The sequence below is a fragment of the Luteolibacter sp. Populi genome (assembly GCF_040801775.1).
In the GTDB taxonomy this organism is placed as follows: Bacteria; Verrucomicrobiota; Verrucomicrobiia; order Verrucomicrobiales; family Akkermansiaceae; genus Haloferula.
In genome coordinates this window covers 3,222,385-3,240,475 of record NZ_CP161812.1, presented here as the reverse complement: position 1 = coordinate 3,240,475, position 18,091 = coordinate 3,222,385, and the positions used below count along the sequence as shown (strand labels likewise).

At 63.6% G+C, this 18,091-nt stretch carries 10 protein-coding genes; 9 read left to right on the top strand and 1 reads right to left on the bottom strand.

The window, feature by feature from the left end:
- Positions 1–104: 104 nt before the first annotated feature.
- Positions 105–2,537, bottom strand: coding sequence for an MFS transporter (locus ABWK72_RS13070; protein WP_367875241.1), 2,433 nt, complete (start codon positions 2,535–2,537; stop codon positions 105–107).
- A 656-nt stretch (positions 2,538–3,193) separates the two neighbouring features.
- Between ABWK72_RS13070 and ABWK72_RS13065 the strand changes: the two genes are divergently transcribed.
- The 9 genes from ABWK72_RS13065 (at position 3,194) to ABWK72_RS13025 (ending at position 18,050) form a co-directional block, all read left to right on the top strand.
- Positions 3,194–3,625: a hypothetical protein gene (locus tag ABWK72_RS13065; protein WP_367875240.1), complete on the top strand. Its 432-nt coding sequence runs from the start codon at positions 3,194–3,196 to the stop codon at positions 3,623–3,625.
- Positions 3,626–4,319: 694 nt separating this feature from the next.
- Positions 4,320–9,356, top strand: a complete 5,037-nt coding sequence (locus ABWK72_RS13060) for a beta strand repeat-containing protein (protein ID WP_367875239.1) — start codon at positions 4,320–4,322, stop codon at positions 9,354–9,356.
- Positions 9,357–10,381: 1,025 nt separating this feature from the next.
- The gene (locus ABWK72_RS13055; protein ID WP_367875238.1) at positions 10,382–13,870 is read left to right on the top strand and encodes a hypothetical protein; all 3,489 of its coding nucleotides are present in this window, start codon (positions 10,382–10,384) and stop codon (positions 13,868–13,870) included.
- Positions 13,871–13,887: 17 nt separating this feature from the next.
- Positions 13,888–14,634 (top strand): hypothetical protein, encoded by a 747-nt coding sequence (locus tag ABWK72_RS13050; RefSeq protein ID WP_367875237.1) that lies wholly within the window; start codon positions 13,888–13,890, stop codon positions 14,632–14,634.
- Positions 14,635–14,703: 69 nt separating this feature from the next.
- Positions 14,704–15,399 carry a hypothetical protein gene (locus ABWK72_RS13045; protein ID WP_367875236.1) on the top strand — a complete coding sequence of 232 codons (696 nt, stop codon included), beginning with the start codon at positions 14,704–14,706 and terminating at the stop codon, positions 15,397–15,399.
- Positions 15,400–15,532: 133 nt separating this feature from the next.
- Positions 15,533–15,739, top strand: a complete 207-nt coding sequence (locus tag ABWK72_RS13040; RefSeq protein ID WP_367875235.1) for a hypothetical protein — start codon at positions 15,533–15,535, stop codon at positions 15,737–15,739.
- Positions 15,740–15,763: 24 nt separating this feature from the next.
- The gene (locus tag ABWK72_RS13035; protein WP_367875234.1) at positions 15,764–16,009 is read left to right on the top strand and encodes a DUF167 domain-containing protein; all 246 of its coding nucleotides are present in this window, start codon (positions 15,764–15,766) and stop codon (positions 16,007–16,009) included.
- Positions 16,010–16,158: 149 nt separating this feature from the next.
- Positions 16,159–16,677: a SprT-like domain-containing protein gene (locus ABWK72_RS13030; RefSeq protein ID WP_367875233.1), complete on the top strand. Its 519-nt coding sequence runs from the start codon at positions 16,159–16,161 to the stop codon at positions 16,675–16,677.
- Positions 16,674–18,050 carry a lysostaphin resistance A-like protein gene (locus tag ABWK72_RS13025; RefSeq protein WP_367875232.1) on the top strand — a complete coding sequence of 459 codons (1,377 nt, stop codon included), beginning with the start codon at positions 16,674–16,676 and terminating at the stop codon, positions 18,048–18,050. The genes ABWK72_RS13030 and ABWK72_RS13025 overlap by 4 nt, the downstream gene beginning before the upstream one ends.
- Positions 18,051–18,091: the final 41 nt, after the last annotated feature.

Below are 18,091 nucleotides of genomic sequence, written 5' to 3'. Positions count from 1 at the left end.
AAGGGGGTACCCTTAAGAGGGATAACCTTTGCGTGCCGTTCGGGGCTACGGGTGGCGTGCCGTCCGGGGCACCACCCCGGTGCCGTTTCGGGGCACGGGTCAGGTCAGGCGGGGACGATGAAGCTTTCCTCGTCCACCCGGTAGCCGGAGGGGAGGGGGAGGCCGCCGGGGGCGGCGGGGCCGCTGACCTGCCAGTTGCCGTCGCGTTCCTCCACCGTGAAGCCGGGCAGGACGATGCCGAGCGCGCCGGGCTTGCTGCCGGCCTGCGGCTTGCCGTCGGCTTGGGGGGCGGCGGGGTCGGGCATCGACATGGCCACGACCACGCCGGCGATGGCGAGGCAGGGGCAGTGCCGCCAATCGCTGCGCTCGAGCGGGGTGGCGGCGCGCTCGCTGAAGTCGAAGAAGACGCCGCCATGGGAAGGGGGGGCCTGCTCGATGTGGCGGCGCAGCGCCTCGCCGCCGAGCCAGTAGGTGTCGCGGGACGGGTCGGCCGAGAAGCCCTGCCGCGGGATCGTGCCGAAGAGTTCCTGGTATTCCGCCAAGCCGGGCAGGGATTCCGGCAGCGGGTCGCCCTCCAGCACGCCGAAGTCGCCGCCGCGTTGCAGGGCGTTGACGTGGGCGATCTGGAGGGCATTGGCGCGGGCCGCGCGCTCGGTGGCGGGGATGCCTTTCACGCGCGAGGCCAGCGCGAGTGCGGAGGCGTTCAGCATGCCGTGGCGGATCACCTGGGTGTCAGCCTCCTCCGGCGGGATCGGCGGGCCGAAGCCGACCGAGATGCCGTAGCGCAGGCGCTGCGGGACCTTGGTGAAGAAGCGGTTGCCCTCGAAGGAAAAGATCGAGCCCCAGGCCCCGTCCGACCACACCGGGATCGAGGGGCAGCCGGCCTGCCGCGCGATCAGTTCGAAGCCGCGCTTCAGCTCGCGCAGGGTGCCGGTGCGGGTGAGCTGGCCTTCCGGGAAGAGGCACACGACATCGCCGCGCTTGAGGGCCTCCGCCGAGATCTTGAGCGCCTCGCGCGGCTTGGCAGTCGAGATGGGCACGGTGTCGAAGAGCTGGCAGAAGATCCGGATCGCGGTCTGGCCCATGAAGCCCTGCTCCATCACGAAGCGCACCGGCCGCGGGCAGGCGGCGGTCAGGAAGAAGGCGTCCGCCCAGGTCACGTGGTTCGGCAGCAGCAGCACCCCGCCCTTGGCCGGAATGTTCAGTTCGCCGGTGGTGCGGATCTTGTAAAAGAGGCGCAGGATCGCCAGCCCGACCACCCGCACCAGCTCGGCGGGGATCAGGCGCGCGATGTGGACGGTGATCCAGCCGCAGGCCAGTGCCGCGGGGATGAGCTGCATGTGGATGCCCAGCCACCAGGGATCGCCGAAGAGCGGCCGCAGCACGGCCACCAGCAGCAGCGCACCCACCACCGCGATGCCCGCCAGGCAGTCCTGCAGGTTCGCGGCGGCCAGGATCTCGCCGCGGTGCTCCGGCGGGCAGCGGTCCTGGAGGAAGGCACCGAGCGGAGTCAGGAAGATCGCGGCGAAGAAGGCGGTCACCCCCAGAAGTACGAGGAAGGCCGTACTGGCCGGATGCGGGATCGCCAGCAGCAGCGTGGAGGCGGTCATCGCCACCCCGGCCAGCGGCACCCAGCCGAGTTCGATGCGCCGCCGCATCAGCAGCGAGGCGGTGCCGAAGCCGCCGGCCATGCCCAGCGAGGCCGCGATCAGGAACTTGGAGGAGACGCTGCCGAAGCCCTCCGAGCCGCCGGTGATCTCCTTGGCGACGGTGATCGACCAGAGGTTGATGAAGGCCGCGAAGCCCCAGAAGAAAGCGATGCCGAAGGAAGCGCGACGCAGCGGCGGATCGCGCCAGAGCATGCCGAGCTGGTGGAAATGGCTGACCGCCACGCGGGGGCCGAGCGGTTCCGCCTCGCCGCGCGGGGTTCGTGGGATCAGCAGCGCCAGCAGGATCGGCGGAATCGCCAGCAGGGCCAGCAGCAGCACCGGCTCGTGCGCGGCTTCCCAGCCGCTGCCGGACCTGTGCAGACGTTCGTCGAAGGTGATGCCCGCCAGGATCTGGCCGCCGATGACGGCGAGCATCGCGGTCATCTGCTGGACGCCCACGGCGAAGCCGAGGCGCTTCGAGCCGACCAGTTCCTTGATGATGCCGATCTTGGCCGGGCTAAAGAAGGCCGAGAGGGTCGCCAGCAGGCAGAAGCAGACGATGGCCAGGCTGAAGTCGCGGTGGATGATCGCCGCGCAGAGCCCGGCGAGGATGCCGAACTGCACGATGGCGCAGCCGAGCGCCACATCCCGCTTCGAAAAGCGGTCGCTGAGCCAGCCCGCGAGCGGCGCGAAGAGGATGTAGGGAAGGGAGAGCATCAGGCCCGCCATGAACTCCATCTTCGAGGCCTTGCCCGCCAGCCAGCCGCCGAGCGGGATGAGAAGGAACTGCGCCGCCTTCTCATTGAAGGCGTTCTGCGTCTGCTGGACGATCAAGCTCCAATAGCCGGTCCATTCGCGACGCGTCGGCTCCCGCTGCTCGTCATCCACGCGGCGAGGCTAGGAGGCGCGGGGCCGGACGCAAGAGCGGGGAGCGACAGATGTGGTTTGGAGGGGAACCGCGGAGGCGCAGAGGTCGCGGAAGGGTTTGCGAGTTTTCAGTGTTCAGTTTTCAGGAAAGGCGGGGGAGGTTTGACCGCCAAGACGCGAAGGACGCCAAGTTTTTGAGATTTGGAGGGAACGAAACGCGGAGGGGGCGCGGAGCGGAGGAAAGGCAGGGACGGTAGGCGATGCGGCAAGGGACGATCCGGCGGGAGAATTAACCGCGAAATCACGCGAAAGGGCGCGAAATTTGAAAGGCAAGGGAGAAGAAGTTGTCGGGTAGGGTTGGTGGAGTTCTTAGGCTGGCAGTTGAACGGGCGAGGCGAAACACGGTAGCTTCGATTCATGAAGCCCGCCGACCGCTATTACCGTTTCGTCCGCTGGTCGGAGGGGACACCTGCTAGATCGGCTGCTGCCCGGATCTCTACGAGGGCAGCATGTGCCACGGCGAGGAGGAGGCGGTTTGCGCGGCCCGCGATGTGGGGATTCGCGGTCGAAGGGGATCCAAAGAGCTTTGAGTGTCAACGAGGAGCGAGGCTATTTGAGCGTGGCTTCTCAAATTCAAGGGTTGACCTCAGGGAAGCGCCTGCCAATTAACCAAGAATGTGAACACCAATAACTATTTGATGGCGATGCTGTTGTTGTGTGGTTCTTCGTGCGATGGGCGCAAACAGGCAGACCCCTCAAGCGAAACGGCGGAAGCTCCAAACCCTGTAGCTAAAGGCGAAGAGAAGATTGGAGGAATCAGCCTTTCGCATCCCTTTATTACTGATGAAGAATATGCTGCGCAGGCCCAAAAGGCGCAGGCGGGTGATGGTGATGCAGCCTTTGCTCTATACAACCAGTTCTCCTACGGCAAACGAGACTACGGATTGGCATATTTTTGGGCTATGAAGGCAAAGGCTTTGGGAAACCCCAAAATTACCGACAAGACGCTAGGAATTTGTGAAACCAACATCATGTCTCAAGCTCTCTCGAAGGGCGCTAACTGGCACCCTCCGGAGAGTATGGATGAGTTACCCCCACCACATGAATGATTGCGATCTTTCGTCATTAAGATGCTTTTCGCTTAACACAAGAACCTCAACCCATGCGCCGCTCCGCCTCAAAACCCCGACTTCCGTCGCGCGGATAGACGAGGTTGTTCCACCCACTTTCACTCTGGTTGAGCATGCATTAAAAGGCTCTGTCAGATTTGCTGAGGCAAGGCCGGACGTTTCAACCGCGGATAACAGCCGGATGAACGCGGATGAAGGAGAGGAGGCTGCTGCAGTGCACGGCCGCTACGCGGCGAAGTTGGGAGGCGCTGCCGGGGAGGCAAGAGTGAGGCGCGACAACTCGCTCACAAGACAGGCGGAGGGCCCGTGGAATGGTATTTTATCGCCATCAATGTCGCAAAAATAAACCCGATTCGCAACAGCTTATAAAAATGAAAGCCCGTGAATCAGCAAACGAGCGGGTTCATCCGAAGTGTGGTATATTATTTAGAATGATGGAGTTGAGTGCATGCCAAACTGGCATCACCCATAAGGGTAATGGTAGAATCATACACGAACTGGACCTGTAAATACAAGCGGCTTTCAGGCGGATGATATAGCGTTTGTTTATTCGCGGAGAAGGCGTGCTGCCCTACGAACCCCAAGCCTAGCAGATCGAGGGGGGCATTGTCTGAAACGCGGAGTCAACACGGAACCAGCCTCAAAACCCAAGGCGAGCTGTGGATGATCCCAGGTGGCGGAAGCTGTCGCAGGGATCTTCCGGCGGCTGATCGACCGGGCGGTGGAGGGGCGGGGTGCCGTGACAAACCCCAAGACCGCCCAAGTGAAACCCACCATACCGAATACCCGCCGCAGCTTGCTCGAAACCGCGCTCGGCTGCCTGCTCGTTTCCTCCGCCTCCGCCGCGACCCTCTATTGGGACGGGCCGACCGCGGGTTGGGACGCTGTTGCCAACTGGTCCACCGCAGCCGGTGCCACGACACCCAACCCCGCCGCCGTTCCCGGTGCGGCAGACGATGTGATTTTCAACATCGATCCGGTGGACGGCGCGACGACCGTCAATCTGAACAACGCACAATCGGCCCGCGGGCTGAGCTTCAACAACACCGGCACCACGCTGCTGCAGGCCGGCGGCACCAACCGCATCCTAACCCTGGGAGCAGGAGGCATGACGGTGGATGCCGCCGCCGGAGCGGTGACGATCGGCTCCGGCACCACGGGCCAGAGTGTCAACCTGAGCCTGGCGGCGAGCCAGACCTGGACCAACAACTCCACGAACCCGCTGGTGATCGCCAACACCTTCACCTCGGCCGCGGGAGTGAATGTCATCAAGTCGGGCACGGGCACGGTGTGGTTTAACAATCAGCTCAACACCTCCAACATTACCGGCACGCTCGACGTGCAGGCAGGGAGATTCCTGATGTCCGGCGATATCACCGTGGGCGGTCTGAGCGGGGCCGGGACGGTTGAAAGCGGCGGTCCGAACAGTAAATGGTTCTTCGTCAACCAGAACGTGAACACCGTGTATTCAGGGGCGATCCTCAACCTCTCCCCCACCGTGAAGCTCGGACTCGTCAAGCGGGGGACCGGCTCGCTCGGCCTCAGCGGTGCCAGCAGCACGGATCTGGATCGGTTTGCGGTCGAAGGCGGGAGCGTCGCCCTCACCGGAGGATCCATCGGGACGACAGGTGCCGCCGACATCGCCGCCGCCGGCACCGGTGTCTATGGCGCCCTCAGTGTCAGCGCGGGCACCTTCACTTCCGGCAGTTGGCTTGTCGTCGGCGGAAGCGGGAATCGCGGTGTCCTCAACCAGTCCGGCGGCACCATCACGGTCAATACCAACCGCATCACCATCGGAGCGGGCAACAACGCCTCCATCGGTGTGGCGACTCTTTCCGGCGGGAACTTCACCAGTGCGCTTGGGGCGTTCGTCGGCGAGAACGGCACCGGCACCCTCAATATCTCCGGTTCCGCCAACGTGACCCTGGGCAACACCCAGTTCGCGGGCAACGCCGTATCGCTCGCCGGCAACATCAACCTGAATGGAGGCACCCTTGGCACCAATTCGGTTACGAAGGGGAACAGCACCGCTACCGGCGTCTATCGCTTCAACTTCAACGGCGGGACGCTCAAAGCCACCGCGGCCGGCACCTTGATGGCGGATCTGGCCCTGACCACCGCTTACGTCAACGGCAACAGCACGATCGACAACAACGGCTTTGTGGTCTCGATGACCGAGCCCCTGCTCGCTCCCACGGGCGACGGACTCGCCAGCATCCCGGTGATCGCCGGCGGCACCGGTTACATTGACACGCCCATCGTCCAGATCACGGGCGGCGGCGGCACGGGTGCCACCGCGATTGCCAATGTCAGCGGCGGCGCTGTTACCGGCATTACCATCACCAACCGTGGTGTCGATTATACGAGCGCTCCTTTGATCACCCTGCTTGGCGGCACGGGCACCGGTGCCGTCACCGGCACTCCCACGCTCGCGGCGAACACCAGCGGCGGGATGACCTTCACCGGCAGCGGGACCACCCGCTTGGGCTCGCCCGGAACCTTTACCGGCCCGGTGGCGGTCAGCCAGGGCAAGCTCGGGATTGCCGGGCCTTTTGCCAACACCTTGACGGTGGCATCCGGGGCGGGACTCGAGGTCTTCGATCCGCTCGGCTCGCCCTCGATCCTTACGGTTCCCTCCTTGTCGCTGCCGACCGGCTCGACGGTGGATCTCGACGTATCCGGCTTCGCGGGGACGAACGACACGATCGAGGTGAGCACACCGTCCGGCCTGACCTTGGGCAACGTCGGCATCCGGCTCTATGAGGACGGCACGACGAACGACTTTACCGGGACCGGAACGTACATCCTCTTCAAGTATTCGGGCACGCTGAATGGCGGCACTGCCGGCCTGTCGGTGGCCAATCCGGTGCTGGGCTACAACTACGTCTTCAGCGCTGCGGCGGGTGAAGTGAGGGTGGCGATCTCCTTCACGGACAGCGACGGCGACCAGATGCCGAACCTTTGGGAAACGGCGAACGGTCTCGACCCGAACGATCCGGACGATGCCACCGGGACCATCACCTTTCCGCCGACGGTGACCCCGTTCAACCTGGACGGCGATTTCTCGACCAACCTCGAGGAGTTCCAGAACGGAACCAACCCGAACAGCGCAGCCGCCGATGACCTCAATACGGACAACGACGGGCTGCTGGATTCCTGGGAAGTCACCAACTTCACCAACATCACGACGGTCACCGGAGCCGGCGACTACGATGGCGACCTGGCGACCAATGCCGATGAATTCTACGTCGACACCAATGTGAAGGGGGCGAGCACCGTCAACAACTTCGATTGGCCGGACTCGGATTTCGACCTGATCAACGATGCCTGGGAGGTGAAATACTTCGGCGTCATCACGGCCAAGGACGGCACGGTGGATTCGGACAGCGACGGCTTCACCGACATGGAGGAATTCACGGCCCTGAGTCATCCGATGGATGCCGCCTGGACGCCGGTGAAGGCGCAGCTCATCCACCGCTGGGACTTCAACGGCAACTTCAACGACTCCGTCAGCGGCATCGCCGGGGTGACCAACAGCACGGCGACGATCGTCGATCCGAACGGGGCGACCGCGAGTGCCGCGGTGACGCCGGGTGCCAGCGACGTGCTGCTGACCGGCGGCGCGAGCGCGACCTCCGACTACGTGCAGCTCGGTTCGAACCTGCTCACCGGGCGGGCGACGGCGGTGAGCATCGAGTTGTATGCCTCGCAAGTGGCGGTGCAGACTTATGCGCGGATCTTCGACTTCGGTAGCGCGGAGACGGATAGCACCTACATGTCCTGGAGCGTGGGCACGAACAATGGTGCCCAGCGCCAGGAGTGGAGGGACTACCTGACCCAGGGCGTGGACACGAACGCACCGCCGCCGTATGCGCTGAATACCGAGTTCCACATCGTGTGGACCTTCGAGCCCGGCGCAGGTGCCGGCGGCTTGAACCGCGTGACCTTCTACGCGGCACCGACGGATGCCTCCGACCTCGGGGTGATGCGGGGATCATTCAACACGATCAACAACTTCGTGAACCTGGCCGACACGATCGACGCACTGGGGCATTCGTTCTACGCCGGGGACAACGTGGCCAACGCCCGCTACAACGACGTGCGGATCTGGCACGGGGCGCTGACGGAAGATGAGCGCGAGGCGCTCCATGACGCCGGCTCCGGGACCACGCTGGCGACCGATTCGGAACCGGACGGATTGCTCGATGCCTGGGAGATCGCGAACTTCGGTGGCATCGGCGTGACGACCGGGAGCGTGGATTCGGATGGCGACGGCTTCACGAATGCCGAGGAGCAGGACGGCCACAGCATCCCGAACGGCCCGGGTGGCCTGGCCTCGACGCCCGATGACCGGGATGGCGACGCCTTGTCCGACAGCTGGGAGTTCACGAACTTCGCCAACCTCGCGCAGATCGGGACCGGCGATGCGGACGGTGATCTGGCGACCAACGAGCAGGAAGAGACCGCCGGGACGAACCCCGGCAGTGCGGCTTCCTGGCCGGACACGGATGGCGACTCGCTGAAGGATGCATGGGAACTCCTCTACTTCGGCGATCTGGATGCCAATAACGACGGGGACAACACGAACGACGGGGGATTTGATTCCGACAGCGACACCTACACCAACCTGCAGGAGTTCACGATCGGGACGAATCCCGCCTCGGCCTTGAGCTTGCCGGCTTCGGTGGTGGTGCTGCCCGCCACGGGAACGGACGCGGGCTCGGACATCTCCAGCGCGAAGACCTATTCCCACGCCATCGACTTCGGTCTGACGACGGCCGCGGTGGCTGTCAATGGCGTGAGCTTCCATCAGGCGAGCGTGCCGCCGACCGGGAACGATGCGGCAGGGACGGATAACGACCGCTGGGATAGCATCGACAACACCGGTGGCCGCAACGGAGCCTTCACCCTGACGAAGTCCTTGGCGAACGACTGGCCGCAAGGCACCGGCCCCGGCCCTTCCGTCACCATCGCTGCGGACGGCAACGTGGGGGCGATGCTTGACGACTTCGTCCACATCAACGGCAGCGTGGTCGGTTCCACCCAGACCGTGACCCTCGGTGGCTTGACCGCGGGGACGCGCTACAGCACCCGGGTCTATTACCGGAACTGGAGCCTGGCGTTCAACCGCAACACGACCATCACCTTCAATGGCGATGGCAACAACGTGGCGCAGTTGTTCAACCAGGACGAGTCGGCCGCGCCACAAGCGGCGTATGTGAAGTTCGACTTCACGGCGAACGACAGCGATCTGACGATCGTGTTCGCGGTGGGCAATGCGACCCATTCCTGGCACCAGTACCTGGTGACGAACGAGGTCGTGGGCGGCGGCCCGGGCGATGGCGATAGCGACGGCCTGCCGGATGCGTATGAGGTCACCAACTTCGGCGGGACCACTGCCCAGACGGGAGCCAGCGATGCCGACAAGGATGGCAGCGACAACCGGACCGAGTATCTGCTCGGGCTGGGGCCGAACAACGGGAGCCAGTTCTTCAAGGCGACCCAGACCGGGACGCCCGGGGCTGGGATCACGCTGACCTGGCCGGCGCAGAACGGGCTGAGCTTCATCGTGCAGCGTTCGGAGACCCTGACCGGGGTTTGGACGCAGCTCGGCGGAACGATTGTCGCGGGCGGCGCGACAGCAACTTACACCGATATCGCACCGCCTCCTGGCAAGGCGTTCTATCGGATCCAATTGACCACGCCTTGATGGGTTAAGGCAGGGTTCGGCAGCCGGAGGCATCGGGGCCTCCGGCTGCTTTTTTGTACGGGGGAGGCATCTGCGGGCGAATCACCAGTCATCGATCGGTCTGCGGCTGCGCCCAGGGAGGGGCGTGGAGAAAGGCAGAGTGCCGAGTGATCAGTGATCAGTGGAGAGGCGGGGAAGTGCTGCAAGAGCCCCGGGCTGGGGCGGGCGCGGGTCGATTGGCAAGTGGCCGATCGGATGAGAGGTGGTCATTCATGATCGGCCCGGGGTTTGGCGCGCCGCGTTCTTGGGCGGGTGAAAGCGTCTGTGGTTTGCGGGAAACGAGGATTCTGCGATTCGCGAAAGAACCGCGGATGGTTTCCGTCGCGAAAGAATTGTTTTGGACGAGAAAAAGCGCTTCCGGATTGGTTATTTTTCGGCGCCAAAAGCAGCAAAAGGTGCGAATGAGGTGGCTGATTCGGGAGTGGCCCCGAGGCAGCGGACATGTAAAAACATGCAAGTCTCCGAGCGGAGCCGTGGCGGGCGTCCGATAGGTGCCGCACATGCGTCCGCTTGAGGTATGGCGGCGTATCCGGGTTTCTACGAGTGCCCCTTGGCAAGGGGTGGAAACCTTGTATCCGTACCGTGGAAATTCGGGGAGATGGCGCTTTCATACACCTGATCAGCCCTTGGATACAAGCGTCCGCGAAATTCCATGATAGATTTCCGGTCTCGCTTCGGAAAAACCCTTCAAAATTCCGCGGTGAGTGCGTTTGCAAAAACAAACCTGTTCGGCAGATGACTGAAAACAGGTTTGATGTATACTCAAAGTAGGTACAAGATTCCCACGATGAAACCCAATAACCCAAATCGCCCCCATGTCGGCTTGCGTCCGCGTGGATTCGCCTTGGTGATTTCACTTTCCCTGATGGTCCTGCTCACGATTTTGGCTGTGGGCTTGTTGACCTTGTTCGACGGTTTCGCTGCGCTCGGCCGGTGCGGGCCAGGCTCGGGCCGAGGCAGAAGCGAACGCCCGGATGGCGCTGGCGATGGCAATCGGCGAGCTGCAGACCTCGATGGGCCCCGACCAGGCGGTTTCGGCCCGGGCGAGTTCGATCGATGAGCAAGCGGCCGAGCCGAATTTGCTGGGAACCTGGGGAAGCTGGCACTGGTCGGTCAAATCGCCGACGCCTCCGAACTACTCTCAGAAGGCCGGGAAATTCCGGCGCTGGCTGGCCTCGATGGCCGATACGGATGCGGCGCGCACGCTGGACGGAGGTAAGTCGGGCTTCAATGATCCGGTCTGGCTGATCGATCCCAAGACGGTAGGATCGCCTAGCTCCTCCGCCGGTAACAAGGGGCCGGGCCTGCGCGCCGAGCGGGTGCAGATGCAACTTTCCCAATCGCAGAAGGGTGCCTTCGCCTGGGCGGTGATGGACGAGAGCCAGAAGGCTCCCTTCCAGATCCGCGAGCCGGAATTGGAGCCGAACGCCAAGCCGCCGACGAAGGCCGAGCTGATCGCGCGCCGGATCGCCCCGAGCCGCGCCCGGCCGGAAGAAATCCTGCCGTCCCTGGCACCGGATGTTTTGGGCGACCCCGGCAAGATCGTCTCGCTGGACAGCGCGGTGGTGGCCGCCGATGAGAAGAAGGAGGGCGAGAAGGTCCTGAGCTACCAGGCGGATGTGACGCCTTACTCGGTGGGTCTTCTTTCGGATGTCGCGGAAGGCGGGTTGAAGACCGACCTGACCACGCTTTTCGAATCGGCCAACACCTTGCCGAACGTGAACGGGACGGAGACCGTGTATAACACCCGGAATGACGGGGCTCCGCTGTGGACCTACCTTCGCGATCACTATCTCCTCCACCGCCGGACCGCGGCATCGGCAGTCAATGGCGCGCCGAAGGTGGCCCTGAATTCCTCGGATCTGCGGCCCGGCGGTGCCAGCGGCGGGTTATTCACGGTGGGCGTGGCGAAGGAGCGGCTGCTGCCGGTGATCTCCAAGCTGCAGATCATGTTTTCCGCGGTGAGCCACTACACGAACCTCGGGGACCGGGTGAAGTTCTTCGATACCTATGGGGAGCCGAAGGGCAATACCCAGTACGGTGCGCCGCATCTGGTCTACGACACCGTCGTGACCCTGTACAATCCCTATGACGTTGAGATCACCCTGCCGAAGCTGCGGGTACGGATCTGGGATCCGCCGGTGCTCTTCGCCTTCAAGAAGAATAACGACTGGTTGCGTCCGGAGTTTGCGGGCGGCGAGATGCATCCTCTGGCGCGCTTCATGATCAAGAACGAGAAGAGCACGACGGCGCACCGCTTCTTCACGCTGTATCTGACCGAGGCCGGCAGCGGCGGGCGGCCGTACGGCGCGCCCATCACGATGAAGCCGGGAGAGGTCAAGGTCTTCGCGCCCTACGTCGAGAAAGATTGGTCTTGGGGAGCGGAGGTCGCCGGTGGCAGCCCGAAGAGGTTCTTCGATTGGAACAGCGACAATAACTTCGGCAACAAGGACGGGATCAGCGGCAACCCCCTCGGCATCGAGACCACTCCCGGGTGGGATGCGCGCGCCGGTCTGCAGACGGATCACCTGGCCTATGACAACCGTCCCATCGCGACCCGCTACGGGTTCGAGCAGGTTTCCCGGCCTCCTGACTATCCTAATGGAATGAACGGCGGTTGGCTGGCGATCAAGAACGACGACACCTTCACGGTGGAGGCCAAGCCCGGTCGGGCGACCACGAACGCCAGCGTGCCCGATTTCCGGGTGGATGTGCTGTCCGGCACGCAGCAGGATATGGATGTGACGCGCCCGGACGAAGCGCTGAACCAGGCGCTTAATTCCAGGGATCTGCTGCGGACTTACAAATTCAAGTTCAACAATCCCGAGAGTGAAATCAGCGTCACCCCGGGTAGGCCCAAGATCGCCCGCACCTTCACGATCGGGGACATGCTGCAGGCGCCCGGGGACAAGAATCCCGGAGGCAAGTCGCCCTTCGCGCTGCTCACCATGGGAGCCAAAACGACGGTGGATGCCAACGATGCGTCTTCGCCTTGGCTGCACAACCAGCCGGTAGTCGAAGGTGCCGATCAGAACACGGGGCGGATCGGCAATGCCCTCGACAGCTATGACCTCCGCCTGACCGAGGTATCCGACTTTAACCAGTCCCCCGGTGGCATCGAATTCGACAATGGCACCAAGAAGGGCTACTACGGTGCCAGCCTGACGGCGAGCAGGGGCGTCTCGAACGTGCCGATGTTCCGCGTGCCGGTGCTGCCCGCCGCCAGCCTGGGCGAACTGGTGAGCGCCAATCTGGTTCCCACCGCCGCGCAGCCCCGGGTGACGCATGCCTTCGGCAATTCGCGGGCTCATCCGCTGCTGCCGAGCGCCGGTATCAGCCGCTCCCTGTCCGGTGGTGTCGTCGGTTCCACCGGCCTGATGCTGGATCATTCCTACTTGCTGAACGATGCGCTGTGGGACGGCACCTACTTCTCGACGGTTGCAAGTTTCTCGGGAAGTACGGGAACCGCCATGATGCCGTCGATGGACCGCAAGACCCTCCTGACCGAGTTTTTTGAAGGCAAAATCAAGTTGCTCAACTCCCGGTTCGTCCCGCTGCCTGCGGGCAAAGGGACTTTGTCGGATCAGGCTTCGGATCTGGATGGCCTCAAGGAAGACGAGTTCAGCCGCCGCGTTGCCAGCGTGCTCGGCATCAAGGGTGCCTTCAACGTCAATTCCGATTCGGTGGAAGCGTGGAAGGCCATGCTCTCCTCGCTGCGCGACCAACAGCTCTACGGCTGGAACCTCGCCAACATGTCCCCGAAGGACAAGACCGGCTTTTCACGCTTCAGCCTTCCGATCGCTGGCGACGGCTTGGCCGGCAATGCCAGTATCGACGTGTCGGGACAGGTCCGCTGGGCCGGTTTCCGCGCCCTCACCGATGCCGACATCGAGAATCTGGCTCAGCACATCGTGACCGAGATCCGCGCCCGCGGAGCGGAGGACGGTGCCCCTTCCTTGACCCTTGGGGAATTCGTCAACCGCAGGCTCGGTGGTGCCAGTTCGCTTCAGACGATGGAAGGCATCCTGCAGCGAGCGATCGGACAATCCGGGATCAATGACGCCGCGCACGCGATGGATTCGAAGATACTCGGCAGCGTGCCGACCACGACGGGAATGCTGACCAACATCGCGACTCCCCAAGCTCGCTCCGGGTACAATAACAAGACGGGCCTCTCCGCCGACGGCTCGCCGGCGATGCTGACCCAAGGCGACCTGCTGATGGCACTGGCTCCGGTGATCACGGTCCGCGGCGATACCTTCCGGGTGCGTGCTTACGGCGAGGCCAAGGATCCCGAGGGCAAGGTCATGGCCAAGGCGTGGTGCGAGGCGATCGTGCAGCGGATCCCGGAATACCTGGATTCCGCCGACGAACCCGAAGTGAAGCCAGCGGCGCTCGAGCAACTGGCCAACCAGCGCTTCGGCCGGCGTTTCAATGTCACGTCCTTCCGCTGGCTTTCTCCGGAAGAAGTGTGATGCTCCTGTCGCAACCCATGAAACTTGCCAGTCTCGCTTTCGCCGCTCTGGTCGCGTGTGCCGCCCCGGCGGCGCTCGGCCAAGAGCCTGCCGCTCCGGACGCCGCGCCCGCGGCCCGGGAACAACCCGGATTGAAGATCCGCGGGCTGTCCTTCCTGGCCGATGCTCCGACGACCGATGTCTTCGCCCATGATCCGGCGGCCAAGCCCGGCACTCCGGGTGTGAAGTTCGACATCAAGAATTACCTGAACCACGAGTTCGCCATGATCCCGGTCGGTGCGGAGAATCTGATCTTCACCAAGAGCGGGGATGCAGCCAGCACCAAGGATCCGGCGAGCGTGCTGGCGAAGGTCAAGCTGCCCCAGCATTTCAGGAAGGGGATTCTCGTGTTCCTGCCGGGCTCCGCCAAGCCCGGCGAGCCGATCTACCGCGTGCTCCCGATCGACGACGCGGTGAAGGTGTTCCCGCGCGGCTCGGTCAATGTGATCAACCTCAGTCCGGTGCCGGTCAAAATCGTCTTGGAGAAGCAGGAATACGTCTACAAGAGCGGGGAGGCCAAGGTGATCGAAAACCAGCCGGTGGATGCGAGCAACGCCTCGGCGATGACTGCCTATGCCTTCAAGGACAACCAGTGGCAGCGCTTCGGCCAAACCGTCTGGCCTCACCCCGGTGAGAAGCGGGTGATCCAGATCATCTTCGAGAATCCCAAATCGAAGAACGTCGAGCTGGTAGGCATCAGGGATATCGCGGTGCGCGACAATTGACTTTCGAGCGCGCCGCGCCTCTCCCAAGGAGGCGCGGCGTTCTTCTTTCTTCCCTAACCTAGGAAACCCATGAAAACCCTGATATCCGCCGCCTTGTGCGCGGTCCTGCTGCCCTGTTTTGCCATGACTGCCGCTGCGGAGGGCGAGTGCCGCGTGCGTTGCGTCGTTGCGCAGAGCGGCAGCGTCCTGCCGGACGAGATCCATGTCCACGATGCGGGCGGCACTGCCACCGCCGGCAAGCTCCGCGTGAAGTCCTTTCTCAATCACGAGTTCGACCTGCTGGCCCCCAAGGGCGGGGCGGTGGTTCTGACCACCAAGGCCGAGCCCGGGAGCGTCAAGACTCCGGGCGATGTGGTCGGCGAGTGCGAGCTGCCCGCCAAGGCGGCATCGCTGATCCTGCTGCTCTCGCCGGAGGCGACCGGCAAGCTTCATTGCAAGGTCACCGTGATCGATTCGAGCGTGAAGGAGTTTCCCTCCGGCTCGTTCAAGATCGTGAACCTCACCGCCCTGCCTGTGACGGTGCAGTTGGAGAAGGAGAAGTTCGAGTTCAAGCCCGGCGAGATGAGGGCGATCAAGAATCCCCCGATGGGCGACGACGGATCCAGTTCCATGAAGGCCTTCTGCACACGGGATGGCAAACAGGAACAGGTCGCCGCGGCTTCCTGGCCGGGCCCGGGTCAGAAGCGGGTGCTGCAGGTATTCTCGGAGGATCTCGTGACCAAACAGGTCGGCATCATAGGCATCCGCGATATTGCCAAGCCTTGAGGCCCCGGGGAGACGGGATTCGCGCATGCGAAGTGCCTGAAGCCGGTTAGGTTTGCTCCCCTAAGGAGTCCGGGAAAGCGAAGGATCAGACGTCACCTTGCTTTTTCCGGGCTTGGAAGTGTACCATGATGCGATGGTCACACTTACTGAGAGCGGATTGGAAAAAGCGGAGCCGGCGGCTTGTGAGGTGGGAGACTGGGTAAAAGCCTCGGCCTTGCCGAAGTGGAAAATCGGGATGCAGGAATTCGTCCCGGAAGGCATGGCGGAGAGCGAAATGCCGTGGTTTTTCGGGCCGGTTTTCAATGGGCCGAATCTTCTCGGGTGGCAGCGGCTGGAGTGAAGCTGAGCCCGATCGGGATAAGCCATGAAGATCCGCGTGCTCGCCGTGCCGAATGCCAGGGCGAGTGAAGTCGCCGGCTGGGAAGACGATCCACGCGCGGGCCGGGTGCTGCGCGTGAAGGTCGCCGCGCCGCCGGTGGAGGGGAAAGCGAATGCGGCCTTGCGGGAATGTCTCGCCGCGTATCTCGGGATTCCGAAGTCGCAGGTGGTCTTGGAGAAGGGCGACAGCTCGCGGATCAAGACCTTCATCGTGCCCGACGGGGCGGTCTAACGGGTGGTTGGAAACTTTTCCTAACGGAATTAGCGCTGCCGCATTGCCAGTTGGGCGGGGACTTGCTAGGACGCGCGCGGATGGGGTGGTCGTTCCGTCAGATGGAGTTCGCTTGGGGCAAAAAGCCCCGGGCAGTCCCGCCGTCCTCCGTGCTCCGGAGCCCGACGAAAAACGATGGCGGGCTGACGGAATGGTGCCGGGAAACGGCCAGCGCCCTCGGCATGCCGGAACTCGCGCGGCGGGTGCGGGTCGGCTGGAACGGGCGGATGCAGACGACCGCCGGCCGGGCTTGGTGGCCGGACCGGCTGATCGAGCTGAACCCGAAGCTCAAGGAGCTGCCGCCGGAGGAAATCTGGCGGACGCTGCGCCATGAACTGGCGCACCTGATCGCCTACGAGCGCGCCGGTCGCCGCCGGATCGAGGTGCATGGCGCGGAGTGGCGCGCCGCTTGTGCCGAGCTCGGCATCCCGCACGAGCAGCCCTTCCACAACCTGCCCTTCAAGCGCAAGCGGATGAAGCGGAACTTCGCCTACGTCTGCCCGCAATGTGCCTCCACGATCCGGCGGGTGAAGAAGATCAACCGCATGGTCGCTTGCTACGCCTGTTGCCGGAAATACAGCGGCGGGCTTTTCGACACGCGCTTCCGCCTGCACGAGCAGAAACTGTGAGCGGGCTTGCCGACTCTCCCGCGGTGCGGAAGCGCCGCCGCCTTCCGCTGTGGTTGCTGGGCATGCTGGTGCTGCTGTGGTTTCTTTCGATCGCGGACACGGTGGTGAGAATTCATTCCGCACCGCTGGAGTCGTGGTCCGCGTGGCGCATCGCCGATCAGGAGCTGCGCCTCGCGGAGTTTGAAGGGACCGGATTTTCCGGAGCCCTGTTCGACGAGAAAGTGCGGGACCGGCAGGAGCTGATGCAGCACTGGGCGGCGATCCTGGAAAAGGATCCCGATCCACGATCCCGGTCGGGCGCGGCCGTCCTGTGGCACTTGGCGGGCCAAGCAGGGAAAGCGGCGGCGGTGCCGGTGGATGGCGGCGATAATCCGGAGCGCATGGCCCTCGTGGCGAGCCTGCTCAAGGGAGAAGAGGCGGATGGCTACAAGCTCGGGAACTGGGGATCTCTGGTCGCCGCGGGAGGCGAGACCTACTGGTGGGAGGAGCAGTTGTTCCTCCGCTTGGCGACGGGGGATGAGACCGTGCTCTCCGATGTGGCGGAGGCTTCGCGGGCCCGCAACGAGCGCTGCCTGCATGCGGCGGCGCTGGGTTCGTGGGTAGACCTCGCCATTGCCGCAGGCGGTGCGCTTTTCCTGGCGGTCTACTTGTGGCAGTCACGGTGCCGCTTGCGCATCGGTCCGGTCCCGGCGGTGTTCCGCAAAATGGATTGGCGCAGGGTCGTGGCGGGGGTCGCGATCGCAGAGTTGCTGGCTTTCGGCCTGTTGGTTTTGTTGGGCGTGGGGCTCGCGGGCTATCAGGGGTGGACTCATGAGGAGTTCGCGATTCACGACACGATCTGGCGCGGCGCATCCGCGAGCTTCCTGATGCTGGTATTTTTCCGCCGGCCGCGGACCGCTTGGAGGGCGCTCCATCTGAACCGGGCTTTCAGTATGAAGGCGGTGTCGGGAGCGGTCGGTCTGGCCGTTATCCTGGCGGGGATTTGCTGGTGGCTGCTGCCGCACGGCGGGGAGAACCTCTACGGGGGCGGGATAAGTCCTTGGACCTTCGGCTTCCCCGGCTTGCTCTTCATTCTGTGGAGCGGTTGCGTGGTCGCTCCCTTGTTCGAAGAGATCGTGTATCGCGGGTTCTTCTTCAATGCACTCGCGGCGCGCTTCGGGATCTGGGCAGGGATCGTTGTCGCGAATGGGGTGTTCGCCGCGATCCATGCCTATGGCTGGAATGATTCGATATCGGTGTTTTTGTTCGGTGTGGTTTCGTCGGTTCTGTATCGGATGAGCGGGTCGTTGGCGGCTTCGGTGATATGCCATGCGCTATTGAATTTCTATATTTTCACGGTGACTTGGTGGGAGTTTGAGGCGACCTACGGGTGAGGACGGCAGCGGCGGTGCCTCCACCGGATTTTCCCTGATTG

What these genes read in the sequence shown, in the direction of transcription:
- ABWK72_RS13040 (WP_367875235.1), top strand. Translation starts at nt 15,533, where the DNA reads ATGGTCACACTTACTGAGAGCGGATTGGAAAAAGCGGAGCCGGCGGCT.
- ABWK72_RS13045 (WP_367875236.1), top strand. Translation starts at nt 14,704, where the DNA reads ATGAAAACCCTGATATCCGCCGCCTTGTGCGCGGTCCTGCTGCCCTGT.
- ABWK72_RS13055 (WP_367875238.1), top strand. Translation starts at nt 10,382, where the DNA reads ATGGCAATCGGCGAGCTGCAGACCTCGATGGGCCCCGACCAGGCGGTT.
- ABWK72_RS13050 (WP_367875237.1), top strand. Translation starts at nt 13,888, where the DNA reads ATGAAACTTGCCAGTCTCGCTTTCGCCGCTCTGGTCGCGTGTGCCGCC.
- ABWK72_RS13035 (WP_367875234.1), top strand. Translation starts at nt 15,764, where the DNA reads ATGAAGATCCGCGTGCTCGCCGTGCCGAATGCCAGGGCGAGTGAAGTC.